The 25,553-nt window shown below is 71.7% G+C and carries 23 protein-coding genes; 16 read left to right on the top strand and 7 right to left on the bottom strand.

Annotated elements, in window-relative coordinates; genetic code table 11:
* Positions 1 to 88: 88 nt before the first annotated feature.
* From cobN to V5F59_RS06735, 5 genes are read left to right on the top strand one after another with little or no spacing between them, the layout of a single operon-like run.
* The gene (gene cobN, locus V5F59_RS06755; RefSeq protein WP_393982389.1) at positions 89 to 3,439 is read left to right on the top strand and encodes a cobaltochelatase subunit CobN; all 3,351 of its coding nucleotides are present in this window, start codon (positions 89 to 91) and stop codon (positions 3,437 to 3,439) included.
* Positions 3,436 to 4,731 (top strand): precorrin-3B synthase, encoded by a 1,296-nt coding sequence (gene cobG / locus V5F59_RS06750; RefSeq protein WP_393982388.1) that lies wholly within the window; start codon positions 3,436 to 3,438, stop codon positions 4,729 to 4,731. Before cobN ends, cobG begins: the two co-directional genes overlap by 4 nt.
* Positions 4,732 to 4,744: 13 nt before the next feature.
* Complete coding sequence (locus V5F59_RS06745) at positions 4,745 to 5,380, top strand: precorrin-8X methylmutase (RefSeq protein WP_393982387.1); 636 nt, start codon at positions 4,745 to 4,747, stop codon at positions 5,378 to 5,380.
* Complete coding sequence (locus V5F59_RS06740; protein WP_393982386.1) at positions 5,377 to 6,102, top strand: precorrin-2 C(20)-methyltransferase; 726 nt, start codon at positions 5,377 to 5,379, stop codon at positions 6,100 to 6,102. The genes V5F59_RS06745 and V5F59_RS06740 overlap by 4 nt, the downstream gene beginning before the upstream one ends.
* Positions 6,099 to 6,860, top strand: a complete 762-nt coding sequence (locus V5F59_RS06735; RefSeq protein WP_393982385.1) for a precorrin-3B C(17)-methyltransferase — start codon at positions 6,099 to 6,101, stop codon at positions 6,858 to 6,860. The genes V5F59_RS06740 and V5F59_RS06735 overlap by 4 nt, the downstream gene beginning before the upstream one ends.
* Before the next feature lie 44 nt (positions 6,861 to 6,904).
* Here the strand turns inward: V5F59_RS06735 and V5F59_RS06730 are convergent, their stop codons facing one another.
* Positions 6,905 to 7,657 carry a cobalt-precorrin-6A reductase gene (locus V5F59_RS06730; protein WP_393982451.1) on the bottom strand — a complete coding sequence of 251 codons (753 nt, stop codon included), beginning with the start codon at positions 7,655 to 7,657 and terminating at the stop codon, positions 6,905 to 6,907.
* Positions 7,658 to 7,691: 34 nt separating this feature from the next.
* On the opposite strand from V5F59_RS06730, the gene cbiE reads away from it, so the two are divergent.
* From cbiE to cobM, 3 genes are read left to right on the top strand one after another with little or no spacing between them, the layout of a single operon-like run.
* A complete protein-coding gene (gene cbiE / locus V5F59_RS06725; RefSeq protein WP_393982450.1) occupies positions 7,692 to 8,933 on the top strand; it encodes a precorrin-6y C5,15-methyltransferase (decarboxylating) subunit CbiE in 1,242 nt (413 codons plus the stop codon).
* Positions 8,930 to 9,316, top strand: a complete 387-nt coding sequence (locus V5F59_RS06720) for a cobalamin biosynthesis protein (protein ID WP_393982384.1) — start codon at positions 8,930 to 8,932, stop codon at positions 9,314 to 9,316. The genes cbiE and V5F59_RS06720 overlap by 4 nt, the downstream gene beginning before the upstream one ends.
* Positions 9,313 to 10,074 carry a precorrin-4 C(11)-methyltransferase gene (gene cobM / locus V5F59_RS06715; protein WP_393982383.1) on the top strand — a complete coding sequence of 254 codons (762 nt, stop codon included), beginning with the start codon at positions 9,313 to 9,315 and terminating at the stop codon, positions 10,072 to 10,074. The genes V5F59_RS06720 and cobM overlap by 4 nt, the downstream gene beginning before the upstream one ends.
* 5 nt (positions 10,075 to 10,079) lie before the next feature.
* Here cobM and V5F59_RS06710 read toward each other — a convergent pair whose 3' ends face one another.
* Positions 10,080 to 11,222, bottom strand: a complete 1,143-nt coding sequence (locus V5F59_RS06710; protein ID WP_393982382.1) for a cobalt-precorrin-5B (C(1))-methyltransferase — start codon at positions 11,220 to 11,222, stop codon at positions 10,080 to 10,082.
* A gap of 50 nt (positions 11,223 to 11,272) precedes the next feature.
* Between V5F59_RS06710 and V5F59_RS06705 the strand changes: the two genes are divergently transcribed.
* The gene (locus V5F59_RS06705; RefSeq protein WP_393982381.1) at positions 11,273 to 12,610 is read left to right on the top strand and encodes a cobyrinic acid a,c-diamide synthase CobB; all 1,338 of its coding nucleotides are present in this window, start codon (positions 11,273 to 11,275) and stop codon (positions 12,608 to 12,610) included.
* Positions 12,611 to 12,721: 111 nt separating this feature from the next.
* Here the strand turns inward: V5F59_RS06705 and V5F59_RS06700 are convergent, their stop codons facing one another.
* Positions 12,722 to 12,928, bottom strand: a complete 207-nt coding sequence (locus V5F59_RS06700; RefSeq protein WP_393982380.1) for a hypothetical protein — start codon at positions 12,926 to 12,928, stop codon at positions 12,722 to 12,724.
* A 182-nt stretch (positions 12,929 to 13,110) separates the two neighbouring features.
* On the opposite strand from V5F59_RS06700, the gene V5F59_RS06695 reads away from it, so the two are divergent.
* Positions 13,111 to 13,332, top strand: a complete 222-nt coding sequence (locus tag V5F59_RS06695; protein ID WP_393982379.1) for a hypothetical protein — start codon at positions 13,111 to 13,113, stop codon at positions 13,330 to 13,332.
* 142 nt (positions 13,333 to 13,474) lie between these two features.
* Positions 13,475 to 14,953: an NAD-dependent succinate-semialdehyde dehydrogenase gene (locus tag V5F59_RS06690; protein WP_393982378.1), complete on the top strand. Its 1,479-nt coding sequence runs from the start codon at positions 13,475 to 13,477 to the stop codon at positions 14,951 to 14,953.
* A 157-nt stretch (positions 14,954 to 15,110) separates the two neighbouring features.
* On the opposite strand, the gene V5F59_RS06685 is transcribed toward V5F59_RS06690, so the two are convergent.
* The 3 genes from V5F59_RS06685 to V5F59_RS06675 form a co-directional block, all read right to left on the bottom strand.
* Positions 15,111 to 15,569, bottom strand: coding sequence for a carboxymuconolactone decarboxylase family protein (locus V5F59_RS06685; RefSeq protein WP_393982377.1), 459 nt, complete (start codon positions 15,567 to 15,569; stop codon positions 15,111 to 15,113).
* 86 nt (positions 15,570 to 15,655) lie between these two features.
* Positions 15,656 to 16,417 carry an ABC transporter permease gene (locus V5F59_RS06680; RefSeq protein WP_393982376.1) on the bottom strand — a complete coding sequence of 254 codons (762 nt, stop codon included), beginning with the start codon at positions 16,415 to 16,417 and terminating at the stop codon, positions 15,656 to 15,658.
* A complete protein-coding gene (locus tag V5F59_RS06675) occupies positions 16,414 to 17,355 on the bottom strand; it encodes an ABC transporter ATP-binding protein (RefSeq protein ID WP_393982375.1) in 942 nt (313 codons plus the stop codon). Before V5F59_RS06675 ends, V5F59_RS06680 begins: the two co-directional genes overlap by 4 nt.
* A gap of 135 nt (positions 17,356 to 17,490) precedes the next feature.
* Between V5F59_RS06675 and V5F59_RS06670 the strand changes: the two genes are divergently transcribed.
* Positions 17,491 to 18,528 carry a hypothetical protein gene (locus V5F59_RS06670; RefSeq protein WP_393982374.1) on the top strand — a complete coding sequence of 346 codons (1,038 nt, stop codon included), beginning with the start codon at positions 17,491 to 17,493 and terminating at the stop codon, positions 18,526 to 18,528.
* A gap of 330 nt (positions 18,529 to 18,858) precedes the next feature.
* The gene (locus V5F59_RS06665; protein WP_393982373.1) at positions 18,859 to 20,817 is read left to right on the top strand and encodes a diguanylate cyclase domain-containing protein; all 1,959 of its coding nucleotides are present in this window, start codon (positions 18,859 to 18,861) and stop codon (positions 20,815 to 20,817) included.
* A 103-nt stretch (positions 20,818 to 20,920) separates the two neighbouring features.
* On the opposite strand, the gene V5F59_RS06660 is transcribed toward V5F59_RS06665, so the two are convergent.
* The gene (locus V5F59_RS06660) at positions 20,921 to 22,711 is read right to left on the bottom strand and encodes an acyl-CoA dehydrogenase family protein (RefSeq protein ID WP_393982372.1); all 1,791 of its coding nucleotides are present in this window, start codon (positions 22,709 to 22,711) and stop codon (positions 20,921 to 20,923) included.
* Between the two features lie 161 nt (positions 22,712 to 22,872).
* Between V5F59_RS06660 and V5F59_RS06655 the strand changes: the two genes are divergently transcribed.
* The 3 genes from V5F59_RS06655 to V5F59_RS06645 all read left to right on the top strand — a co-directional run bounded on the left by V5F59_RS06655 (position 22,873) and on the right by V5F59_RS06645 (position 25,527).
* On the top strand, positions 22,873 to 23,904 hold the full coding sequence (locus tag V5F59_RS06655) for an L-threonylcarbamoyladenylate synthase (RefSeq protein ID WP_393982371.1): 1,032 nt from the start codon (positions 22,873 to 22,875) through the stop codon (positions 23,902 to 23,904).
* Complete coding sequence (locus V5F59_RS06650; RefSeq protein WP_393982370.1) at positions 23,901 to 24,353, top strand: GNAT family acetyltransferase; 453 nt, start codon at positions 23,901 to 23,903, stop codon at positions 24,351 to 24,353. Before V5F59_RS06655 ends, V5F59_RS06650 begins: the two co-directional genes overlap by 4 nt.
* A gap of 244 nt (positions 24,354 to 24,597) precedes the next feature.
* A complete protein-coding gene (locus V5F59_RS06645; RefSeq protein ID WP_393982369.1) occupies positions 24,598 to 25,527 on the top strand; it encodes a histone deacetylase family protein in 930 nt (309 codons plus the stop codon).
* The last annotated feature ends 26 nt before the right edge of the window (positions 25,528 to 25,553 follow it).

Here is a 25,553-nt window from a genome sequence, read left to right as displayed (position 1 = left end):
ACGCTAGGGCCGTTTCGCATTTCGGCGAAATGGATCTAATGATTTGATCTGGCGTGTTTTCCCCATGCGGACCTGAACCAGACCTGCCATGCACATCCTCGCCACCACATCGACGACGCTGGAGGATCTGGCCGAGCCGGTCGATCTCGCCCAGCCGCCCGGCGACATGGTGGCGCTCTCCTTCACCGACAGCGACCTCATCGCCCTTTCCGCCGCGTGGCGCACTGGGCGCGAGGACCTGCCCAGCCTGCGCCTCGCCCGGCTGAAGGACCTCCGGCATCCCATGTCGGTGGACCTGTGGGTGGAGAAGGTCGCGTCGCGGGCGAAGGTGGTGCTGGTGCGCCAGCTGGGCGGTCTCGACTGGTGGCGCTACGGCGCCGAGCAGCTTGCGGCCATGGCCCGGGCACGCGGCATCGTCCTCGCCTTGCTGCCGGGCGAGGACCAGGATGACCCGCGCCTCGCCGCCCTCTCGACCCTGTCGGAAGCGGAGCTCGCGGAATGGCTCGCCTGCTTCCGGGCCGGCGGGCCGGACAACATGGCCGCGGTGCTGCAGCGGATGGCGCAGGCGGCGGGGCACCGGCCCAGGACACCCGTTCCGCCGCCGCGGCCGGTGCCGGATGTGGCCTTCTACCGTCCGGGCATCGGGCTGGTGGAAACCGATGCGGCCTGCGCGGCCGCGCGCGCCGACGGCCGGCCCGTCACCCTCATCCTCTTCTATCGTTCCCAGTGGCTGGCGGCCGACACGGCGGCGGTGGACGCCCTTTGCGCGGCGCTGGACGCGCGCGGCATCACCCCGCTGGCGCTGTTCGTCCCCAGCCTGAAGGCTGGCGAAGCGCGCGCCGCCGTGCGCGCGGTGGTCAACGCCGTGTCTCCCGCCGCCGTCGTCACCACCACCGCCTTCGCAGCAGGAGAGGCGGCGGAGCTGTTCCCGGCCGGCGGCCCCCCCGTGCTGCAGGCGGCGCCAGCCACCACGGCCCGCGCCGCCTGGCAGGAGAGCCCGCGCGGCCTCTCCGCGGCTGATCTCGCCATGCATGTGGTGCTGCCGGAGCTGGACGGGCGGGTGCTCGCTGGCGCGTTGTCCTTCAAGGATTTTGCACCGACCGACGCCGATCTCGCCTTCGCCCCCGCGGTCAACCGCGCCGAGCCGGACCAGGTGGCCCACGTGGCGGACCGCGTCGCCGGCCTCGTGCGCCTTGCCGGGACGCCACGGGCGGAACGGCGCCTTGCGATCCTGCTGCCGGACTATCCCGGCGCCGAGGGCCGCTCCGGCTATGCCGTGGGCCTCGACGTGCCGGAGAGCGCCCGCCGTCTGCTGCACACCCTCGCAGCGGAAGGCTATGCGGCCGGCGTCGCCCCGGCCGACGCGCAGGCGCTCCTGGCCGCCATCGCCCCCCGCCCGACCCTGCCGCTCTCCGACTATCGCCGGCTGTTCGAGCGCCTCCCCGAGGCCGCGCGGGCCGCCATCACCGCCGCCTGGGGCGCGCCGGAGAAGGACGCGGACGTGGCGGACGGCACCTTTCACGTCCGCCTTGCCACCTTCGGCAACCTCACCCTCGCCTTCGCGCCGGATCGCGGCGCCGCCCTGGACCGGCGGGCGGATTATCACGACGCCACCCTGCCGCCGCGCCATGGGCTGCTCGCCTTCGGACTGTGGCTGCGGGAGGAACTCGACGCCCACGCCCTCGTCCATCTCGGCGCCCACGGCACGCTGGAATGGCTGCCGGGCAAGGCGGTGGCGCTCACCTCCACCTGCTTTCCCCGCGTGGTGACGGGGGCACTGCCGGTGATCTATCCCTTCATCGTCTCCAATCCCGGCGAGGCGGCACAGGCGAAGCGGCGGCTTGCCGCCGTCACCATCGGCCACCTGCCGCCGCCGCTGGCCGCGGCCGGCCTTTCCGAGGCCGAGCAGAAGCTGGAGCGGCTGGTGGACGAATATGCGCAGGCCGACGGCCTCGACCGGCGCCGCCGCGAGCGCCTTGCCGCCCTCATCGTCGAGACGGCGGCCGAGACCGGGCTCGCCGCCACCGCCGGCGTCACCTCCGGCACCGATCCCGACGAAGCCCTGCGCCGGATCGACGCCTGGCTGTGCGACCTGAAGGACCTCGCGGTGAAGGACGGCCTCCACGTCTTCGGCCACGCCCCGGAGACGCTGGCCGACCCCGCCTGCCGCGCCTGCGCCGGGGCGGAGACCCGCGCGCTGCTGACCGCCCTTGATGGCCGCTTCGTGCCGGCGGGTCCGGCCGGCGCCCCGGCACGGGGACGGCGTGACGTCCTGCCCACCGGGCGCAACCTCTTCACCGCCGATCCGCGCACGCTGCCCACCCCCACCGCCTGCGACCTCGCCCGCAAGGCGGCCGACGAAGCCTTGCGCCTTCTCCTTCAGGAGCAGGGCGACTGGCCCCGCGCGCTGGTGCTGGACCTGTGGGGCAGCGCCTCCCTGCGCACGGGCGGGGAGGAAATCGCCCAGGGCCTCGCCTTCCTCGGTTGCCGGCCGGTGTGGGACGCGGCGACGGGGCGCGTCACCGGCATCGAGGTGCTGCCACCGGCCGTGCTCGGCCGCCCCCGCATCGACGTGACGTTCCGCATCTCGGGCCTGTTCCGCGACATCTTCCCCGCCCAGATCGCCCTCCTGGACGCCGCCGTGCGCGCCGTCGCCGAACGGGACGAGGAGGATGCGGAGAACCCGCTGGCCGCCGCCCGCCGCCGGGGCGAGGATCTCTCGCGCCTGTTCGGTTCCGCCCCCGGCGCCTATGGCGCGGGCATCGAGGCCCAACTCCAGCGTGGCGCCTTCGAGGATCGCGCTGAGCTCGGCCGCGCCTATCTGGAGGCCGCCTCCCATTCCTATGGCGGGACGGACGGGGCGGCCCACCCGGCCCCCGGCCGGTTCGCCCTGCGGCTCGCCGAGGCCGATGCCCTGATCCACGGCGCGGACGATGCCGCCCGCGACCTGCTGGACGGCAGCGAGGATGCCGCGTTCATCGGCGGCTTCGCGGCGGCAGGCGCCGCCCTCGGCCACAAGACACATCTCATCGTGCTCGATACCACGAACCCCGACTGTCCTCGGGCCCGACCGCTGGCGGAGGCGCTGACCCGGCTGGTGCACGGGCGGGCGTCCGCCACCTTCATCCGCGGCCAGATGCGCCACGGCCCGCGCGGGGCGGGGGAATTCGCGGAGACGGTGGACCGGCTCGTCGCCTTCGCAGAGACCACCGGGGAAGTGCCCTCCGCCCTGTTCGACAAGCTGCACGCGGCCTATCTGGCCGATCCCTCCGTGCGCGCCTTCTTGCTCGACCAGAATCCGGATGCGGCCCGCGCCATCGCCCGCCGCCTCGCCGACGCCCGCCGGCGCGGTCTCTGGCACGCGCGGCGCAACGATCTCGACGCCGACCTCGACACCTTTCTGGCCGAGGCGACCTCGCCGAAGGAGGCGGCCGAATGAGCCCCGTTCCTCCCAGCCGCAGGGGCGCCTGCCCCGCCTTCCTCGCGCCCATGGAGACCGGCGACGGGCTGGTGCTGCGCCTCTTCCCGGCCGATGGCGCGCTCACCTTCGCCCAGCTCTCCGGCATCGCGCAGGCGGCGCGCGTGCTGGGCAACGGGATGATGGAGGTGACCGCCCGGGGCAGCCTTCAGGTGCGCGGCCTGAGGGCGGAAACGGTGGAGCCGCTTCGCGAGCGCATCATCGCGCTCGGTGTCACGCCGCGGCTCGGCCACGCCATCGACCTCTCGCCCCTCTCCGGGCTCGACCCCACGGAGATGGCCGACGCCCGCCCCCTCGCGCGGCGCATCCGGGACGGCATCTCGGGGCTGGAAGAGCGCTTCGGGCCGAAGGTCTCCGTCGTCATCGACGGCGGCGGCGCCATCAGCCTCGATGGGCGGAAAGCGGATGTGCGGCTGAAAGCCCGGCGCGGACAAGGCGATGCGGTCTGGACCGTCGCAGTCGGCGGCGGTCCCGCGGTCTTCGGCTCCGGAGCAGAGGCGGCGGAGCACGCCGTCCATGCCCTCACGCGCCTTGCGGCGCTGGGCCGGCGCGCCCGTTCCACGGATCTGCCGGGATGCGGCGACACGACGGACGCGATCGACACGCCTCCCGCTCCTCCCCTCGGCCGGATCCCGCTCGCGGACACCACCTTTGCCTTCGGCATCGGCCTGCCCTTCGGCGCTGGCGAGGCGGCGCTCTTCGCCGCCCTTGCCGCCGCGGCCGAGACGGCGGGCGCCCGCGACCTGCGCCCGGCGCCGGAGCGCACCCTCCTCGCCACCGGGCTGCACGCAACGGGCGTGGAGGCCTTCGCCGCAGCCGCCGAACAGCTCGGATGCATCGTCGCGCCGAAGGATCCGCGCGCCTTCGTCGCCGCCTGCCCCGGTGCGCCGGCCTGCGCCTCCGCCCATTTCCCCGCGCGGGAGCTGGCACCGCAGGTGGCGTCCGTCCTTGCTCCGCTGCTGGATGGAACGGTGTCCGTGCACCTTTCTGCCTGCACCAAGGGCTGCGCGCACCCCGCGCCCACCACCCTCGCCTTCGTGGGCATGGACTGCGGGGTCGCTCTGGTGCATGAGGGCGCACCGTCGAAGGCCACCGGCCCGGCGCGGCCGGTGGAGCAGCTGGTGGAAGAGCTTCGCGCCCTCGCCGCCACGCCGCGCGCCGCGGGCGAGACGGGACGCGACCTCATCCGCCGCATCGACGCGGCACGGCTGTGGGCGCGCCGGGACCAGATGCAATCGACGATCGGGACGTGACGAGCCGCGCAGAATGACTTCTTCCTTCGATTACGTGCGCGACGGCACGGCCATCTACGAGCGATCCTTCGCCATCATCCGTGCCGAGGCCGACCTTTCCCGCTTCTCGGCGGCAGAGGAGGACGTGGCGGTGCGCATGATCCACGCCTGCGGGCTCGTGGATGCGGCACGCGCCTTCGTCTTCGGTCCCGGTTTCGTGGCCTCCGCGCGCGCCGCGCTGGAGGCCGGCGCGCCCATCCTGTGCGATGCGCAGATGGTGGCCCACGGCATCACCCGCGCCCGGCTGCCCGCGAACAACGAGGTGGTTTGCACCTTGCGCGACCCGGCCGTTCCGGCGCTCGCGGATAAGTTCGGCACCACCCGTTCGGCCGCCGCGCTGGAATTGTGGCGCGACCGGCTCGCCGGCGCGGTCGTGGCCATCGGCAACGCACCCACCGCCTTGTTCCACCTGCTGGAGATGCTGGACGGCGGCGCGCCGCGCCCGGCGGCCATCCTCGGCATGCCGGTGGGCTTCGTGGGTGCGGCGGAATCCAAGGATGCGCTGGCGGCAGATCCGCGCGGCGTGCCCTTCGCCATCGTGCGCGGACGGCTCGGCGGCAGCGCCATCACCTCAGCGGCGGTCAACGCGCTGGCGAGGGCGGGGCTATGAAAGGCAAGCTGATCGGCGTCGGCGTCGGGCCCGGCGACCCGGACCTCCTCACCCTCAAGGCGGTGAAGGCCATAACGGCAGCGGACGTGGTGGGCTATTTCGCCAAGGCCGGAAACGTCAGCCACGCGCGACGGATCGCCGAGGAGCATTTCCAGCCGCACACGGTGGAGCTGCCCCTCCTCTATCCCGTCACCACCGAAATCCACCGACACGATGCGGCCTATCGCACCGCCATCGGCGCCTTCTACGACGCCTCGGCCGCGGCGGTGGCCGAGCATCTCATGGCCGGCCGGACGGTGGCGGTGCTGAGCGAGGGCGATCCGCTCTTCTACGGCTCGTACATGCACATCCACGTGCGTCTGGCCCCGCGCTTCCCCACCCAGGTCATCGCCGGCGTCACCGGAATGTCCGGCTGCTGGTCGCAGGCGGGAGCGCCCATCGCGCAGGGCGACGACGTGCTGATGGTGCTGCCCGGCACGCTGGACGAGGACGAACTCGCTCGTCGCCTTTCGAGCGCGGATGCGGCGGTCATCATGAAGGTGGGCCGGAACCTGCCGAAGATCCGCCGGGCGCTGGCGGCGGCGGGACGGCTGGACCGCGCGCTCTATGTGGAACGCGGCACCATGGCGGATTGCGCCCACGTGCCCCTCGCCGAGCGGGAAGAGGAGCGCGCGCCCTATTTCTCCATCGTGCTGGTGCCCGGCTGGGAGCGCGCAGCGTGAGCGGCCGGCTCACCGTGGTGGGCCTCGGCCCCGGCTCGCCCCGGCAGATGACCCCGGAAGCAGCGGCGGCGGTGGCGGAGGCCGACATCCTGTTCGGCTACGCCCCCTATCTCGCCCGCCTGCCGGAGCGGACGGGACAGGAGCGGCGCGCCTCGGACAATCGCGAGGAGATCGCCCGCGCCGCCGCGGCGCTGGAAGCCGCGGTCGCAGGGGCGAAGGTGGCCATGGTCTCCGGCGGCGATCCCGGCGTGTTCGCCATGGCCGCGGCCGTGTGCGAGGCCATCGAGCATGGCCCGGAACAATGGCGGGCGCTGGATGTTCAGATTGTGCCCGGCGTCACCGCCATGCTGGCGGTCGCGGCCCGGTGCGGCGCCCCGCTCGGCCACGATTTCTGCGCCATCTCCCTGTCCGACAACCTGAAGCCGTGGGAGCTGGTGGAGAAGCGCCTCGCGCTCGCGGCCGAGGCCGGCTTCGTCATCGCCCTCTACAATCCCATCAGTCGCGCGCGGCCCTGGCAGCTGGGGCGGGCGTTCGAGCGCCTGCGCGCCGTGCTGGCGGGGGACATTCCCGTGGTGTTCGGCCGGGCCGCCGGGCGGGAGGACGAGCGGATAGCCCTGACCACCCTCGCCACCGCCGATCCGGCACAGGCCGACATGGCCACCTGCATCATCATCGGCACGGCGCAGACGCGGATCGTTGCCCGTGAGGGCCTGCCTCCCATCGTCTATGCGCCGCGCTCGGCGCCCGCGGCGCAGTGACCAGGCGCCCGCACGGCGGTGCGGCCTACGCCGCCCGCGCCGGGTCACGCCCCCTGAATGCGGGCGAGAAGCCACGCTTCGGCCTCTGCGGGCGTCTCCGCCGCCGGCACCGGCGGCACCGGCGGCCGGGCGACCAGCAGCACCTCGATCTCAAGGGCCCGGGCTGCCGCCATCTTGCCATAGGTGGCGGTGCCGCCGCTGTTCTTGGCCACGATCACCTCGATGCCGTGGCCGGCGAGCAGCGCGCGGTCGTCCTCCTCGGTGAAGGGCCCGCGGCCGAGCACATAATCCGCCCGGGCCACGGCAAGCGGCGGCAGCACGGGATCCACGCTGCGCACCAGATAGGCATGCTGCGGCGCCGCCTCGAAGGCCCGCACCTCGTTGCGGCCGAGGGCGAGGAAGACGCGGCGTGGCGCCGCCCCCAGCGCTGCGACGGCGGCCGGGACATCGGACACCTCCCGCCAGAGGTCGCCCGGAACCTGCTCCCAGGGCGCGCGGCGCAGGGCGAGCAGCGGCACGCCGGCAGAGGCGCAGGCCTCGGCCGCGTTGAACGACATGCGGGCCGCATAAGGGTGAGTGGCATCCACCACGGCGGCGATCCGCTCGGCCCTGAGATAGGCTTCAAGCCCTGCGGCCCCGCCGAATCCACCGATCCGCACGGGCACAGGCTGCGGCGCCGGCTTTTCCGTGCGCCCGGCGAGCGAGAGGGTGACATCGAGCCCGGACCGACCGGCGAGGCGCGCGGCAAGCGCACGGGCCTCGGTCGTTCCGCCGAGGAGAAGGATGCGCGGAACCATGGCTGACGAAGGCGTCTGTGGAGCGGTCTCGGTCATGGCCGGCATCAATGCCCCGACCGGGCGGTGGCTGTCCATCGTCGGCATCGGCGAGGACGGGGCCTCCGGCCTCTCGCCAGCAGCCCGCGAGGCCATTTCCTCGGCCGAGATCGTGTTCGGCGGCGCCCGGCACCTCGCCCTCGCCGGGGCGCTGGTCTCCGGCGCGGCGCGCCCCTGGCCCAGCCCCTTCAGCCTGGACGGCGTGCTGGCGGCGCGCGGGCGGCGGGTGTGCGTGCTCGCCTCGGGCGATCCCTTTCTCTACGGCGTCGGGGCAAGCCTCGCCCGCCATGTGCCGGCGGCGGAGATGGCCGCCTTTCCGGCTCCCTCCGCCTTCGCCCTCGCGGCCGCCCGGCTGGGCTGGGCGTTGCAGGAAACGGACCTCGTTTCCCTGCACGCCCGCCCCATCGCCCGCCTGCGGCCCTTCCTTCAGCGCGGAGCGCGGCTGATCCTCCTCACCTCCGACGGCGACGGCCCGCGGCAAGTGGCGGATTTCGCCACGGCCCACGGCTGCGGGGCCTCCCGCCTGGTGGTGCTGGAAGGCCTCGGCGGACCGATGGAGCGGGTGCGCGAGACTCGTGCGGACGCCTTCGCCTTCACCGATGTCGCCGCCCTCAACGTGGTGGCACTGGAGGTGGCCGCGGCAAACGATTCGCCGCTTCTGCCCTTCGCCAGCGGCCTCGCGGACGAGCTGTTCGAGCACGACGGGCAAATCACCAAGCGCGAAGTGCGCGCCCTCACCCTCTCCTCCCTCGCGCCGCGCCGGGGGGAGCTGCTCTGGGACATCGGTGCGGGGGCGGGGTCCATCGCCATCGAATGGCTGCTCTCGCACCCCTCCCTGTCCGCCATCGCCATCGAGGAGAACGAAGCGCGCGCCGCCCGCATCGCCCGCAATGCCTCGGCGCTGGGCGTGCCGCACCTGCGGATCGTGGAGGGTGCGGCACCCGGCGCCCTTGCCGGCCTGCCGGCGCCCGATGTCATCTTTCTCGGCGGCGGCGCCAGCGAAGCCGGCGTGTTCGAGGCCGCCCTCGCGGCCCTGAAGCCCGGGGGCCGCATCATTGCCAATGCGGTGACGCTGGAAACGGAGGCGCTGCTCCTCGCCGCGCATGCCCGGCTCGGCGGGGATCTTGTGCGCATCGGCCTGTCGCGCACGTCGCCGGTGAAAGGCATGACGGGCTGGCGTCCCGCCATGCCGGTGACCCAATGGCGCTATGCGAAGCCGCTCGGAGGGAGCTCGGAATGATCGTCGCCGGCATCGGCTCGAAACGGGGGGTCGGCTTGGAGGAGGTGCTCGCCGCCTTCGACGCCGCGCTCGCCCGCGCCAAGCTCAGGCGCGACGATGTCTCTCTCCTCGCCACGCCCGCGGTGAAAGGCGGGGAGGCCGGCATCAGCGAGGCGGCGGCGAAGCTGGGGCTGCCTTTGGTGCTGGTGCCGCAGACGCAGCTCGAATCCGCATCCAACCGGGCGCAGACCCGCTCCGCGCGGGTGGTGGCTCTGCTGCGCGTGCCTTCGGCGGCGGAAACGGCGGCGCTGGCGGCCGCCGGCGGCCAGTCGCGGCTGCTGGGGCCGCGCCTCGCCCTCGGCCCCGTCACCTGCGCCCTCGCCCGGCGGGAGGAGGAGGCATGAGCGTCCATTTCATCGGCGCCGGCCCCGGCGCGGCCGACCTCATCACCGTGCGCGGACGCGATCTCATCGCCCGCTGCCCGGTGTGTCTCTATGCCGGCTCCATCATTCCGCCGGAGATGCTGGCCTGGTGCCCGCCCGGCGCGCGGATCGTCGACACCGCTCCGCTGGACCTCGACCGGATCGAGCAGGAATACGTGCGCGCCTTCGAAGCAGGGGAGGACGTGGCGCGCCTGCATTCGGGCGACCTCTCCGTCTACAGCGCGGTCGCCGAGCAGATGCGCAGGCTGGAGCGGCGCGGCATCCCTTATACGCTCACACCCGGCGTGCCCGCCTTCGCGGCGGCGGCGGCGGCCCTGAAGCGCGAGTTCACCGTACCGGAGGTGGTGCAGAGCCTTGTCATCACTCGCGTCTCGGGCCGCGCCTCGGCCATGCCGGAGGCGGAGCAGCTCGCGGCCTTCGCTGCCACCGGGGCAACGCTCGCCATCCACCTCGCCATCCATGCCCTCGACCGGGTGGTGGCGCAGCTCATCCCCGTCCTCGGCGCAGATTGCCCGGTGGCCGTGGTCGCCAAGGCGACCTGGCCGGACGAGCGCATCCTGCGGGGAACCCTCGGCGATATCGCCGGCCAGCTCGCCGCGGACCCCATCCCGCGCACGGCGCTGATCCTGGTGGGGCGGGCGCTGGCGGCGGAGGATTTCCGCGAGAGCGCGCTCTATGACGTGGCCTATGTCCGCCGCTTCCGCGGAGGCGGGGAATGAAGGGACTACGCCTTCGCCGGCGCGAAGGGCGCGCGGCCCATGAGGGAGCCGTCGCGATCGAACACCACGATCTCCAGCGCCACGTCGACCTGGTCCAGCGCCCGGGCGGCGGAGGCCCAGGCGGCACGGGCGACGCAATCGCCCAGCGGGAATCCGGCTGCGCCGGCGATCTGGAAGGCCTCCGCCACCATGTGCGCCGCGCCGATTTTCTCGGCGAGCGCGACAGGCGCGCCGGCCCCGGCCGCAAGGGCCGCGAGCGCCGGCAGGTCGGCGCTGCCGCGCTTGGAATGAAGGTCCAGCAAGCCTTGAGCCAGCTTGGTCATCTTGGCGACACCGCCCGCCACCGTCACCTTCGCCACCGGGTGGACGCGCAGGTATTTCAGCATGCCGCCGACGAAGTCGCCCATGTCGATGAGCGCCACCTCGGACAGCCCATGCAGCTTCTGCACCGCCGTCTCGGACGCGTTGCCGGTGGCGCCCGCCACATGGTCGAGGCCCATTGCCCGGGCGACGTCGATGCCGCGGTGGATCGAGTGGATCCATGCCGCGCAGGAATAGGGCACCACGATGCCGGTGGTGCCGAGAACCGACAGACCTCCGACGATGCCAAGACGCGGGTTCAGCGTCTTCAACGCCAGTTTCGCCCCACCTTCGATGGCTACGGCGACTTCCACATCAGCCGGGACACCGGCGGCCTCAGCTACCTCCCGGATGCCGGCCTCGATCATGCGACGGGGCACGGGATTGATGGCCGGCTCCCCCGGAACCACGGGCAGGCCCGGCCGCGTCACCGTGCCAACCCCCTCCCCCGCCCGGAAGGTGACGCCCGCCCCCGGAGCGCCGCGCCGCACCGTGGCCTTCACCAGAGCGCCGTGGGTCACGTCCGGATCGTCGCCGGCGTCCTTCACGATCCCGGCGGTGGCGCTGTCCGCGTCGCGCCTGTGCAGGGCGAGAGCGAAAGCGGGGCGGGCACCACCGGGCAGCTCCACCTCCACCGGGTCGGGAAAGGCGCCTGTGACGAGCCCGGCGAACGCGGCCTTCGCGGCGCCGGCGGCGCAGGTGCCCGTGGTCCAGCCCCGGCGCAGGGGCCGGTCGGTGGGGGCGCCTTCGGGCAGGTCGGGCGCAGCGTCACTCGGCTCGTCGCTCATGACCGCCTTGATAGTGAGCCGGCGCCGGCTGCGGAAGGGGGAGCGCACCCATGAACCAGACAAGCAGCGCCGCCGGCCGGCCCCGCGGCCTCCTGGTCGCCGCCCCGCGCTCGGGCTCGGGCAAGACCACCATCACCCTCGCCTTGCTCGCCGGTCTGCGGCGCCGGGGATTGAAGGTGCGCGCGGTGAAATCGGGGCCGGACTATATCGACCCCGCCTTCCACGCCGCCGCCACCGGCCAGCCGGGGCTCAATCTCGACAGCTGGGCCATGCCTCCATCCCTCGTGGACCATCTGGCCGCCGGGGCGCTGGCGGATGCGGACATGCTGGTGGCGGAAGGCGCCATGGGCCTGTTCGACGGCGTGGCCTCCGAGCCGGGGCGCACCGGCGCGGGGGCGGACATCGCCGCCCGCCTCGGCCTGCCCGTGCTGCTGGTCCTGGACGTATCCGGCCAATCGCAGACCGCCGCCGCCGTGCTGCGCGGCTTCCTCACCCACGATCCCGCCGTGCGCATCGCCGGGGTGGTGCTGAACAAGCTGGGCAGTGAGCGGCATGCGCGCATGATCCGGCAGGCGGTCGCCCCGCTCGGGGTGCCGGTGCTCGGCGCGGTGCCCCGCGCGGCGCACATCGTGCTGCCGGAGCGCCATCTCGGCCTGGTGCAGGCGGGGGAGACCGGCGACCTCGCGCTGCGCCTTGCCGCCCTCGCCGATCTGGCCGAGGCCCATCTCGATCTTGACGGCATCGTCGCCGCGGCCGGAACCCCGACTGCGGGGCCGGGCGCCGCGGCCGCGCTCCTGCCGCCGCCGGGGCAGCGCGTCGCGCTCGCGCAGGATGCGGCCTTCAGCTTCATGTATGGCCATGTGACCGCCGGCTGGCGGGCCATGGGGGCGGAGATCCTGCCCTTCTCCCCGCTGGCCGACGAGGCGCCGGATGCCTCCTGCGACGCGGTGTGGCTGCCCGGCGGCTATCCGGAGCTGCACGCCGGCCGGCTCGCCGCGGCCACGCGCTTCCTCGCGGCCACGCGCCGCTTTGCCGAAGCCAAGCCTGTCCATGGGGAGTGCGGCGGCTACATGGTGCTCGGCCGCGTCCTCACGGATGCGGAGGGCGCCAGCCACCCCATGCTGGGGCTCGTCGAGCTAGAGACCAGCTTCGCCACGCGCAGGATGAACCTCGGCTATCGCGAGGCAAAGCTTCTCGCCCCCTCGCCCCTCGGCCCGGTGGGCGCAAGGGTGCGTGGGCACGAGTTCCATTACGCCACGGTGACCACCCGCGGCACCGAAGCGCCGCTCGCCGAGCTGAGCGATGCCGAAGAGCGCCCGCTCGGGACCGCAGGCAGCCGGCGCGGCACCGTCACCGGCAGCTTCTTCCACGCCATCGCCCGCGCCTGATCCACCAGTCCGCCGCGCGCCAAGCCTTCGGCCGGAGCGGCATTTCCCCTTGCCGGCTTATCGCAGCATGCTCGATCTGCCGCCGATGCCGGGGCGGCCACGCCCCCTTGCTCACGCCCCCTTGGCGGTGAGGGCGAGAATGCGCTTCGCCACGAGGACCGCGGCCGGCACCGCGACGAGGGCGCCGATAGCGGCGACGATGGGGATGAGGCGCATGTCCTGGCCGCCGAGCGAGGGGATGCTCAGCACCACGAGAATGGCAGCACCGGCAAAGGTGACGCTGAGAATGAGCCAGACGATGATAGCGACCTTCAACATGGTGGGTGCTCCCGCTCGACAGACGCTCTTGATACGCCTTTCCGCAGCGGAGGCTTTTGACACCGATCAAGTGTGGATAGCCCATCCGCAGAACATGCGTTTCCTGCATGCCCCTTTGGCCGGCGGCGGCGTTATAGTGCCGTCAGGCGCGTCAGGCGCCGTGCATCCCCGGGAGGGACGCGATGCAGTGCCAGTGCAAGGAAGACGATTTCCGCCAGGCCGTGCTCGACATCGTCAGCGGAAAGGAAGGCCAGGCCATCATCATCCAGGTGGTGGGGGGCGGCACCATTACCGGCTTCGCGCCGCTGAGCCTCGGCCGGGATTATCTGCGATGCCAGGTGGCGATGGGGGCGGGACAGAAGGAGCAGATCGTCCCGTTCCATTCCATCACCTGCGTGCGCTGAGGGGCCTGCCCGCTGCCATTCCGCCGACGCCGGAGCCGCAGGGGGCGACTGGCCCTTTAGTCTTATATCCTATATCTACGGGCGCGTTCTTCCCGCCCGGTTTGGCGTTTGCGCTTCAGGCGCGCGCCCTCAGGAGCCCACCATGGCAGCACCCCAGCCCGCTTTCCGCCCTGACGCCCCCGCCTTCACCCTGCTGCGCGACAAGATGCTGATCGGCGGCGCCTGGGTGGATGCCGATGGCGGCGAGACCCTCTCCGTCAACAATCCGGCCACGGGCGAGATCATCGGCACCATTCCGAAGGCCGGCGGGGCCGAGACGCGCCGCGCCATCGAGGCCGCCGCCGAGGCCTTCAAGACCTGGCGCGCCACCACCGCCGCCGAGCGCGCGGCGAAGCTCCACAAGCTGGCCGACCTCATCACCCAGAATGCCGACGAGCTGGCTCTCATCCTCACCACCGAGCAGGGCAAGCCGCTCGCCGAGGCCAAGGGCGAGGTGGGCGGCTCGGCCGCCTATGTGCGCTGGTTCGCCGAGGAGGCCCGGCGCCTCTATGGCGACGTGATCCCCTCCCCGTGGGGCAACCGCCGCATCCTCGTGACCAAGGAGCCGGTGGGCGTTTGCGCCGCCGTGACCCCCTGGAACTTCCCCTCCTCCATGCTGTCGCGCAAGATCGGCGCGGCGCTGGCGGCCGGCTGCACGGTGGTCTGCAAGCCCTCCGAGCTCACCCCCTATTCCGGCCTCGCCTGGGGCGTGCTGGCGGAGATGGCGGGCATCCCGGCGGGCGTCGTCAACATCGTGGTGGGCGATGCCCCGGCCATCGGCGCCGAGATGACCTCCAACCCGCTGGTGAAGAAGATCACCTTCACCGGCTCCACCCCGGTGGGCAAGCTGCTGATGAAGCAGTCCGCCGACACCATGAAGAAAGTGTCGCTGGAACTGGGCGGCAACGCGCCCTTCCTGGTGTTCGACGATGCGGACCTCGACCTTGCCGTCGAGCAGGCCATCGCCTCCAAGTACCGGAACGTGGGCCAGACCTGCGTCTGCGCCAACCGCTTCTACGTGCAGGCGGGCATCTATGACGCCTTCGCCGCCAGGTTCGCGGAAGCCTCGAAGAAGCTGAAGGTCGGCAACGGCCTCGAGGACGGGGTCGTGGCCGGGCCGCTGATCGACGACCGCGCGCTGGCCAAGGTGGAGCGCCTGCTGAAAGACGCCCTCGACAAGGGGGCGAGCGTGCTCACCGGCGGCAAGCAGCCGGCGCAGGGCGGCACCTTCTTCGAGCCCACCGTGCTCGCCAACGCGACCCAGAACATGGCCTTCGCCCGCGACGAGATCTTCGGGCCCATCGCCCCGCTCTTCAAGTTCGAGACGGAGGAGCAGGCCATCTCCTACGCCAACGACACCGAGTACGGCCTCGCCTGCTACTTCTTCACCAGGGACCTCGGTCGCGCCTTCCGCGTGGCGGAGCAGCTGCAGTACGGGCAGGTGGGCATCAACGCCGGCGTGATCACCACCGAGGTGGCCCCCTTCGGCGGCGTGAAGGAGAGCGGCGTCGGCCGCGAGGGCTCCAAGTACGGCTGCGACGACTATCTGAACATCAAGTACATGTGCGTCGGCGGCCTGTGAGGGCGATCCGGGCAGATGGAAGCCATCTGCCCGGAGGATCGCCCTCTAAGCCGAAGGCAGAAAACGCGTTATCCGATCTGATTGCGGTGCCGTCAGATCGGCGCGCGCTCTGAACGCCGCATCAGGACGGGAGCCTCGGCTCCCGTCCTCCTGCCCCTCATGCCGGCGGCGCGAAGCGCAGGGCGATGCCGATGCGGTTCCAGGCGTTGATGGAGGCGATGGTCACGGTGAGGTAGACCGCCTCGTCCTGCGTGAACTCCTCGCGGAGCGCCCCCCACGCCTCGTCGGAGGCGGCCTCCCCATCGAGCACCGTCAGCGCCTCCGCATAGGCAAGCGCCGCCTGCTCCCGCTCGGAGAAGATGCCGGCATCGTGCCAGGTGGCGAGCAGGTCCAGCTTGTCCTGCGGCACGCCCGCCTTGCGGGCCACGCCCAGGTGGACCTTCAGGCAAAAGACGCAGCCGTTGATCTGCGAGGCGCGCAGCTTCACCAGCTCGGTCAGGCCCTTCTCGAGGCCCGAGGCGTCCACCGCCTTGGTGAGGGCGGAGAGGCCGGCATAGACATCCGGCGCGCGCTCGGTGAACGTCTTGTAGGTGGGGCGGGAGAGGGTTTCGGACACGGCGGATCCTTCCGGCAACGGGGTGATGTCAGAGTTCGAACATGATATCAGAGCCCTTATATTAAGGGCAACCGGCCGCGGCCCGCTCAGCTCTTCAGCCGGTAGCCGGTGCGGAACATCCAGCGGACGATGAAGAGGCACACGGACAGGAAGAAGAGTGTCATGGCGAAGCTCACCTCCACCCGCACGTCCGAATGGCCGAAGAAGCTCCAGCGGAAGCCGGAGACCAGGTAGACCACGGGATTGAACAGGGTCACCGTCCGCCAGGCGGGGGGCAGCATGTCCAGCGAATAGAAGGTGCCGCCGAGAAACGTCAGCGGCGTGATGACGAGAAGCGGAATCATCTGCAGCCGCTCGAACCCGTCCGCCCAGATGCCGATGATGAAGCCGAACAGCGAGAAGGTGACGGCGGTGAGCACCAGGAAGGAGAGCATCCACACCGGGTGGCGCAGCTCCAGCGGCACGAACAGCGAGGCGGTGGCGAGGATGATGAGCCCGAGGATCACCGATTTGGTGGCCGCCGCCCCCACGTATCCCGCCACGATCTCGAACGGCGAGACGGGGGCGGACAGCAGCTCGTAGATGGTGCCGGTGAAGCGCGGGAAATAGATGGCGAAGGCCGCGTTGCTGATGGACTGGTTGAGCAGCGTCAGCATCATCAGGCCGGGCACGATGAAGGCGCCGTAGGGCACGCCCCCCACCTCCGCCATGCGGCCGCCGATGGCCGAGCCGAACACCACGAAATAGAGCGACGTGGACAGCACCGGCGAGACCACGCTCTGGCCGAGCGTGCGCTTCAGCCGGTTCATCTCGAACATGTAGATGGCGCGGATGGCTTCCAGGTTCACGGGGCGCGCCTCACAAGGCTCACGAAGATGTCTTCGAGGGAGCTCTGCTCCGTGTGGAGGTCCTTGAAGGCGATGCCTTCCCGGTCGAGGGCGGCGAGCAGGCCGGCGATGGAGCGGCCGGCGTCGTCCTCGCCGGTGGTGGTGGCGGTGTAGCTGTAGGTCAGGCAGGCCCCGTCCGGCGAGCGGGCGAGCGCATACGGCCCAAGCGCTTCGGGCACCGCCGGCAGGGGGGTGGCGAGCTCGATGGTGAGCTGCTTCTTGCCCAGCTTCGTCATGAGCGTCGCCTTCTCCTCCACGAGGATCAGCTCGCCCTTGGCGATCACCCCCACCCGGTCGGCCATCTCCTCGGCCTCCTCCAGATAATGGGTGGTGAGGATGATGGTGACGCCGCCGTCGCGCAGCTCGCGCACCAGGCGCCACATGTCGCGGCGCAGTTCCACGTCGACGCCGGCGGACGGCTCGTCGAGGAACAGCACCTCCGGCTCGTGGGCCAGCGCCTTGGCGATGAGGACGCGCCGCTTCATGCCGCCCGAGAGCGTCATGATCTTGGCGTCCTTCTTGTCCCACAAGGAGAGGCTCTTCAGCACCTTCTCGATGTACGCCGGGCTCGCGCGACGTCCGAACAGGCCGCGGGAGAAGCTCACCGTCGCCCACACGCTCTCGAACGAATCCGTGGTCAGCTCCTGCGGCACGAGGCCGATGCGCGAACGCGCCGCGCGGTAGTCGGTCACGATGTCGTGGCCGGCCACCGTCACCGTGCCGGAGGTGGCGTTCACCAGCCCGCAGATGATGGAGATGAGAGTGGTCTTGCCCGCGCCGTTCGGCCCGAGCAAGGCGAAGATCTCCCCCCGGCGGATGTCGAGGGAAACTTCTTTCAGGGCCGCATGGCCGGTGGCGTAGGTCTTGCCGAGGTGGGAGACGGTAATCACGCTCGTCATGGTGCGCTTATAGATCACGCCCGGGCGGCGGCGGGAAGCCCCTCGCGCCCGGCCGCTTGCGCGTTGGACCCGCGCGCTCCGACTGCTAAGGTCCGGCCGCCTGCCGCCGACGCATGCTCATCCGGAGCCCTGTCCATGTCCGCTTTCCCGCTGCGCGCGATCCTGCCGCGAACGGTCCTGATGCGCGCCCTCGGCGCCCTCGCCGCCTGCGTCGCCCTCGCCGCGCCGGGCCTTGCCGCAGACCCGGCCCCGGCTCCGGCACCCGGTCCCGGTCCGGTGGGCGTGACGGTGCGCAACGAGAGCGTGGCGGCCACCTGCGCCGAGACGGACAACGTGACCCTCACCTTCGTCTCCGACAAGGTGTCGAAGTTCCGCATCACCGCCCGGCACCCGGCCTATATCGGCACCCTGCTGTTCGACCGCACCATGCCGGACTTCGAGACCTGCGACATGACCCGCGACCCGGTGGTGCTCGCCGAGCCGACGCAGCCGCCGGCCCCCGGCAAGGCGGCCGAGCCGAAGCGCGTCACCATCTACGAGACGCCGGACCTCTGGCTCACCGGCTATATCTTCCCCTCCTTCTGGCGCGCGGCCACCGTGCCGTTCCGCGTCGGCGGAGAGGTGACGCAGGGCCTGCACATGGTGCAGGTCTGGGTGCGCAACGAGGGCAAGGCCGAGGAGGTGCTGGTGGTCTATCCGCCGGACGGCTACTGGCGCGCCCGGCCGCTGGCGCCGAACCAGCTGCGCACCACCGCCTACGGCTCGTCCTTCCTCGTCGGCCCGGTGGAGCAGGCCGAGCGGCCGCTGGTGAAGCTGAAGGAGATCGACTTCGCGCCGCAGACCCGCACCTTCACCCTCCATTTCGCCGAGGGCGGCAAGGCGCGCATGCAGATGGCGAAGCTCGACCGGGACGACCTCTCCCTCGAGGTGCAGTTCGACGGGGCGACGCCGCGCACCTTCGCCGCGCTGCGCTCCATGTACGTGACAGAGGGCAATGCCGACGTCGCCCGTGTCGCCTGGCGCTCCATGGGCGTGAACGGCATGGGCGAATCGCCCGTCATGAGCTTCTCGGACGCCGAGAACGTCTCCATGCTCTGGGCCGGGCGCCTCGTGCCGTCGCGCCATAATACCTCCGCTCCGGACTATATCTTCGAGGGCTTCACTGGCCGCTGACCAGGTCGGGCACGTGCCGGTTGCAAATCCCGTCGGGAGCGAATCACGCCAGCGGTAACGGCTTGTAGTGCCAAAAATTTTCGTTCCGGCAGCCGTCATGGCATACTAAATTTACGATGTGCCGGGCTGGCGTGATGTTGGTGGTGCCCGGCGCCTGCAACCCGTCGCCAGAACGGCACACGCGAAGCCACGCGATAATCCAGGGAGTCGCCTTACGGTGGAGTCCGCCTGCCGAGCCGGTCTTCGGACCCCGCTTGCGCCGTGCCCGCCCCCTGCGGCGTGGCGGCGGGCAGGGTTGCTGTCCGGCAGCGTTCCGCGGAGGCCGGCCACATGCGCCCGAACGTGATGGGCGCTGCGGGCCCCGCGGTGGTCGAGCGGCCCCCGCCCTTCGAGCAATCCCCGCCGGCGCGGCGACGCGCCCCCCAGGGTCCGCCATCCTCCTGGCAGGAAGATGCGCTGGAGCTCGCCTGCTTCTGCCTCTTCTACGGCTGCCTGATGCTGGCCACCACGGCGATCGGCCAGCGGCTCGGCGTGTTTCCCGCCCTCTGGCCCACCGATGCCCTGGCGGTGGGCGCCTATTTCCTGCTCCGCAAGGACACGCTGGGGATGCATGCCACGGCGGTGGCGCTCGTGTCCTTTGCGCTGCATCTCACCGCGTTCGGCCATGACCTTGCCTTCTCGCTGGCGAGCGGGCTGGCGAGCGGCCTCGTCTTCGCGCTGGTGGGCTGGGGGTGCATCCGGGCGGCGCTGGAACGGGCGGCCTTCCGCGGCGTGCCCATGGTCATCAGCCTCGCCCTCGTGGCGGTGGCCGGAACCTTTCCGGGCGCGCTCGTCTCGGCCTTCGTCCAGTTCCTGGAGAGCGGGGGCACCTTCGTGCACCTGTTCCTGCTGTGCTGGATCCCGCAGATGGCGGGGGTGGTGCTGCTGCTGCCGCCGTTCCTGCTCTGGGTCGGCCGGCCGGGCAAGGAGATGGCGGCGCTGGCGGCCGGCGACCGGGTGCGCCTGCTGGGCGTGACCCTTCAGGAAGAGCTGGCCCTCGCCGCCTTCGCGCTGGCCCTCGTGTTCGTCGCCGCCGGTTATTACGGCGAGCCGCTGATGATCGACATCGGCGGCACCATCCTCCTGTGGTTCGCCTTCCGTCTCGGTGTCTTCCCCACCGCTCTGGCGGCGTCCGCCTTCTCCCTGGCGATGGTCGTCCTCACGGTGGTGCGCGTTTGGGTGACGCCGGACGAGAGCATGATGGCCACCCTGTTGCGCCTCCAGGCCCGGCTGGTGCTGATCGACCTGCCCGCCCTGCTGATGGCCGCCATCATGGCCCAGCGCGCCCACCAGCAGCGCGAGATCCAGGAGGATCGCCGCCGCCTCGCCTACGCCCTCGAAGGAGCGAACGACGGCATCTGGGACTGGCACGTGCCCTCCGACAGCATCTTCTTCAGCGCCCGCGCCTACCGCATGCTGGGATATGACCCGCCGGGCACCCCCGTCCACCTCGCGGACTATGGCGCCCTCGTCCATCCGGACGACCTGCAGGCCATCCTCAAGTCCTTCCGCGACCACGTGGAAGGCCGTCACCTGCTCTACCAGGCCGAGCTCAGGGTGCGGCATCGCAATGGCTCCTACGTCTGGCTGCTGAAGCGCGGCAAGGTGGTGGAGCGCAATGGCGAAGGCCAGCCGGTGCGGGCGGTGGGCACGCTCACCGACATCTCCCAGCGCAAGCACCTGGAAGCCGCGCTGGAGCATGCGGCCTCGCACGATCCGCTCACGGGCCTCGCCAACCGCTCGGGCTTCGACCGCGCGCTGGAGCAGGCGCGCCGGCGCCTGGTGCGCGAGGGGGCGCTGTTCGCCGTGCTGCTGATCGACATCGACCACTTCAAGACGGTGAACGACCGCTACGGCCACATGGCCGGCGACCTGCTGCTCACCACCGCCGCGCGGCGTCTGCAGGCGGCGATCCGCGCCGGCGACCTCGTGGCCCGCTACGGCGGCGACGAATTCGCCATGGTGGCGGCCGGCAAGACCAAAGAGGAGTTCGCCGCCATGGCGGACCGCCTCCACAGTCAATTATCCCGGCCGGTGGAGGTGGAAGGGCTGGCGCTGCCCGCCTCCTTCTCCATCGGCATGGCGGTGGCGGACGACAAGACGCTGGATGCCGCCGCCCTCATCGCCGAGGCGGATGCCGCGCTCTATGCGGCGAAGGATGCCGGGCGCGGCACCTGGCGGGCGGTGGGCGTCGCGCCCAAGAACACCGGCCGCGGCAAGCGCCCGGTGGTGCCCGGCTCCGCCGGCTGACCGGCTCCGGCGCACGCCCGGCGCACATGCGCCGGGCCTTGATGGAGTTGCGGCTGGACGAAAAGTGAGGGGCATGCCCCTCACACCCGTGAACACGGCAACCTCAGGCGAGGGCCAGCACGGCCTCCGCCTCCAGCACGCCGGCGGCCCCGCCCACCACGGTCTCTTCCAGCCCCTTCGCCTCGGTGGCGAGGTTCTCCGCGAAGAAGCGGGCGAGCGCGATGCGGGCGGACAGGCGCGGGTCGCTGGCGCCCCCGGAACGCTCGGCATAAGCGGCGAGCGCCGCCTTGGCGAGATAGGCGCCGCCCGCCGCGCGCGCGAACAGGCGCAGATAGGGCGTCGCCCCGGCAAGCGCCTTGCCGGGCTCGTCGACACCACGGTCGAGCATCACCCGCGTGGCCCGCGCCAGGGCATCCACCGCTTCGGAGAGACGCGCGCCGGCATGGCCGAAATCGGGGGCGTTCAACGCGCCCACCTCCTCGGCGATCTCGCGGTAGTCGGCGATGAGGGCGGTGACCACGTCGCCGCCTTCCAGCGGCAGCTTGCGGGTGACGAGATCGATGGCCTGGATGCCGTTGGTGCCCTCGTAGATGGCGAAGATGCGGGCATCGCGCAGATGCTGGGCCGCGCCCGTTTCCTCGATATAGCCCATGCCCCCGTGCACCTGCACGCCGGTGGAGGCCACCTCGATGCCGATGTCGGTGGAGAAGGCCTTGGCCACCGGGGTCAGCACGCTCGCCTCGGCCAGCGCCGCCGCGCGGGCGATGGGGTCCGGCAGGCGACGGGAGCGGTCGAGCGCGTCCGCCGTCTTCAGGCAGATGGCGCGGGCCGCGTCGGTCTCGGCGCGCATGGTGAGCAGCATGCGCTTCACGTCCGGATGGGCGATGATGGGGGCGGCGCCCTCGATGCCCGGCGCCTTGCCCTGCTTGCGGTCCCGGGCGTAGGCGAAGGCGCGCTGGGTGGCGCGCTCGGCCACCGCCACGCCCTGGATGCCCACCGCGAGGCGGGCGTTGTTCATCATGGTGAACATGCAGGCGAGGCCGCGGTTCTCCTCGCCGACGAGATAGCCGATCGCGCCCTCGCCCTTCTCGCCGAAGGCCATGGTGCAGGTGGGCGAGCCGTGCAGGCCCAGCTTGTGCTCCACGCCCACGGCCAGGACATCGTTGCGCGCGCCGAGGCTGCCGTCCGCCTTCACCAGGAACTTGGGGACGAGAAAGAGCGAGATGCCGCGGGTGCCGGCGGGCGCATCCGGCAGGCGGGCGAGCACCAGGTGCACGATGTTCTCGGCCAAATCGTGCTCGCCGTAGGAGATGAAGATCTTGGTGCCGAAGATGCGGTAGGTGCCGTCGTCCTGCTTGACCGCCTTGGCGCGGAGCGCGGCGAGGTCGGAGCCCGCCTGCGGCTCGGTGAGGTTCATGGTGCCGGTCCAGGTGCCGGCCACCATCTTGGGCAGGAAGATGTGCTGCAGCTCGTGGGCGCCATGGGCGGTCAGCGCCTCGATGGCGCCCATGGTGAGCACGCCGCCGATGCCGAAGGAGGGCGAGGCGGAGTTCCAGAACTCGGTGAGGGCCGAGGTGACGGAGGTGGGCAGGTTCTGCCCGCCGAATTCCTCTTCGGCCGCCACCGAGCTCCAGCCCGCCCCGGCCCAGGCCTGATAGGCGTCGCGCCAGCCCGTGGGGGTGGTCACCGCGCCGTCCTTCAGGGTGCAGTGCTCCTTGTCCGCCACCTGATCGAGGGGGGCGATGGCGGTGGCGGCGAACTTGCCAGCCTCCTCCAGCACGGGATCGACCACGTCGAAGGACAGGTCCACCAGCCCCTGCTCCATGAGGAGGGGAAGGGAGGTGCAGCTCTTCAGGAAAAAGGAAACCTCTTCCACCGGCGCGCGATAGGTCATCGTACCCTCCCTTGGTGCGGAGCGGGCCGGCCCGCTTGACCGGCCCGGTCGGGCGCGCTCTAAGCACGCGATCCGCCGGCTTCCCACATCGCGGCGCCGGCGCGCTTCGTCAAGTGGCGCGCTCTGGCCCTTTGGTCGGAGACGGGCCGGGCCGGATCGAGATGACCACAGCCGCATCCCTCCTTCCACGCGATACGCGCCTGCTGCCCGCCAACCGGCCCGCGGCCGTGGCGGAAGCCGCGCGCCTTCTGGCCGGCGGCGGGCTCGTGGCCTTTCCCACCGAGACGGTCTACGGCCTCGGCGCCGACGCGGCGAACCCCGCGGCGGTGGCCGCCCTCTACGCGGCGAAGGGGCGGCCCGCCTTCAACCCGCTCATCGCCCACACCTCTGATGCCGCCGCCGCCCGTCGGCTCGGCACGTTCAACCGCGCGGCGACCCTTCTGGCCGAGCGCTTCTGGCCCGGCCCCCTCACCCTCGTCGTGCCCTATGGCGGCGGCAACGGCGTGTGCGAGCTGGCGCGCGCCGGCCTCGGCACGGTGGGACTGCGGGTGCCGTCCCATCCGGACGCGACCGCTTTGCTGAAGGCGTTCGGCGGCGCCGTGGTGGCGCCCAGCGCCAACCGGTCCGGGCATGTCTCCCCCACCTCCGCGGCCCATGTGATGACGGACCTTTCCGGCCGAATCGACGCGGTGCTGGACGGCGGGCCCTCGCCCGTCGGCGTGGAATCCACCATTCTCGACGTCACCGGAGAGATCCCCCTGCTGCTGCGGCCCGGCGGGCTGGCGCGGGAAGACATCGAGGCCGCCCTCGGCCAGGCCATCGCGCGGGCCGGGTCGCACGATGCCGCCGCCCCCATCGCCCCCGGCCGGCTCGCCTCCCATTACGCCCCGCGGGCCCTGCTGCGGCTCGATGCGCAGCAGGTGGAGGCGGGCGAGGCGCTGCTCACCTTCGCCGGCGCGCGCCCCCCCGGCACCGAGCACGCCGCCGCGGTGCTCGACCTCAGCCCCTCCGGCAGCCTCACCGAGGCGGCGGCCCGGCTCTATGGCGCGCTGCGCAGCCTTGATGCCTCCGGCGTGCCTTCCATCGCCGTGGCGCCCCTGCCCCCCGCCGGCCTCGGCGAGGCCATCGCCGACCGTCTCGCCCGCGCCGCCGCCCCTCGCCCCGCCCCTTCCCAGCCCGAGATCCCGCAATGACCGACACCGTCACCACGCCCGCCGTCGCGGGGCTCGCCTTCGCCCATGCGGAGGATGCGGACACCCCCGCCCTCGTCGCCTTGTGGGAGCGGGCCGGGCTGACCCGCCCGTGGAACGACCCCTTCGCCGACATCGCCCTCGCCCGCCGCGGGCCCCATTCCACTGTCCTCGTGGCGCGGGAAGGCACGTGCCTCGCCGGCTCCGTCATGGTGGGCCACGACGGCCACCGGGGCTGGATCTATTATCTGGCGGTGGACCCGCAGCTGCAGGGCCGCGGCATCGGCCGGGCGCTCACCATCGCCGCCGAGGACTGGCTGCGCGCCCGCGCCGTGCCCAAGCTGATGCTGCTGGTGCGCCCCGACAATGAAAAGGTGCGCGGCTTCTACGAGGCCATCGGCTATGCGGAGGAGCCCCGCGTGGTCTTCTCCCGCCGCCTCGACGGAAAATAGGGCGCCCCCTCCCAAGGTCGCATAGCCGGCGCAACACCTTGCCACCGGCATGCGTGGGCGCGACCACCGCACAATCCCAGGTCGCAGAACGCCTTAAGCTGGTCCGCCCGCCCCATGGGCCGCGGAAACGGGTTGTCGTGACACGCCGGTCACTCTTGATCCGGCGCAAGACCATGCCGGCGATACTGGAATATGGTATGTCACAAGCAAGAATGCGAAGACGCCCAGGGAGACGCCAAGGCCCATGTCCACGCTGCTCGTTACCCATCCCGCTGGCCTGAAGCACGAGACCCCGCCCGGCCACCCCGAACGCGCGGACCGGCTTCGGGCCCTCGACCGCATCTTCGAGCAGGAGAAATTCTCCCATCTGGTGCGCGATCTGGCGCCCCGGGGCGAGCGGGCCGACATCATCCGCGTGCATCCCGCCGATTTCGTCGACGCCATGGGCGAGGCGACCCCGCACGAGGGGCTGGTGCGCATCGATTCCGACACGGTGCTCTCGCCCGGCAGCTGGGAAGCGGCCTTGCGCGCCGTGGGCGGCGCCTGCTTCGCGGTGGACGAGGTGGTGGCCGGCAAGGTGCACAACGCCTTCGTCGCCATGCGCCCGCCGGGCCACCATTGCGAGACGCGCAAGCCCATGGGCTTCTGCCTGCTCAACCAGGTGGCCATCGCCGCCCGCCACGCCCAGGCGAAGCATGGCCTCGGCCGCATCGCCATCGTCGATTTCGACGTGCACCACGGCAACGGCACCCAGGAGATCTTCTGGGCCGACGACAGCGTGCTTTATTGCTCCACCCATGAGATGCCGCTCTATCCCGGCACCGGGGCGGCGAGCGAGACGGGGGCGGCGAACACCATCGTCAACGTCCCCCTGCGCTCCGGCGACGACGGCGCCGTGTTCAAGGAGGCGATGGAGACGCGCATCCTGCCGCGCATCACCTCCTTCTCGCCGGACCTCATCCTCATCTCGGCGGGGTTCGATGCCCACAAGCGCGATCCGCTCGCCTCGCTGCGGCTGGTGGATACGGACTTCGGCTGGATCACCCGCCGGCTGATGGAGGTCGCCGACCAGAAGTGCGACGGCCGCGTGATCTCGGTACTGGAAGGCGGGTACGACCTGGAAGGCCTCGCCACCTCCGCCGCCGCCCACGTCTCCGCGCTCATGCACGGCTGAGGGGAACCGCGGACTGCAAAAGCCCG

Origin of the sequence: Xanthobacter nonsaccharivorans, from assembly GCF_043194755.2 — a bacterium.
GTDB classification, from domain to species: domain Bacteria; phylum Pseudomonadota; class Alphaproteobacteria; order Rhizobiales; family Xanthobacteraceae; genus Xanthobacter; species Xanthobacter autotrophicus_G.
The sequence above is the reverse complement of the archived record's forward strand: the minus strand, read 5'-3'. Positions and strand labels throughout refer to the sequence as shown.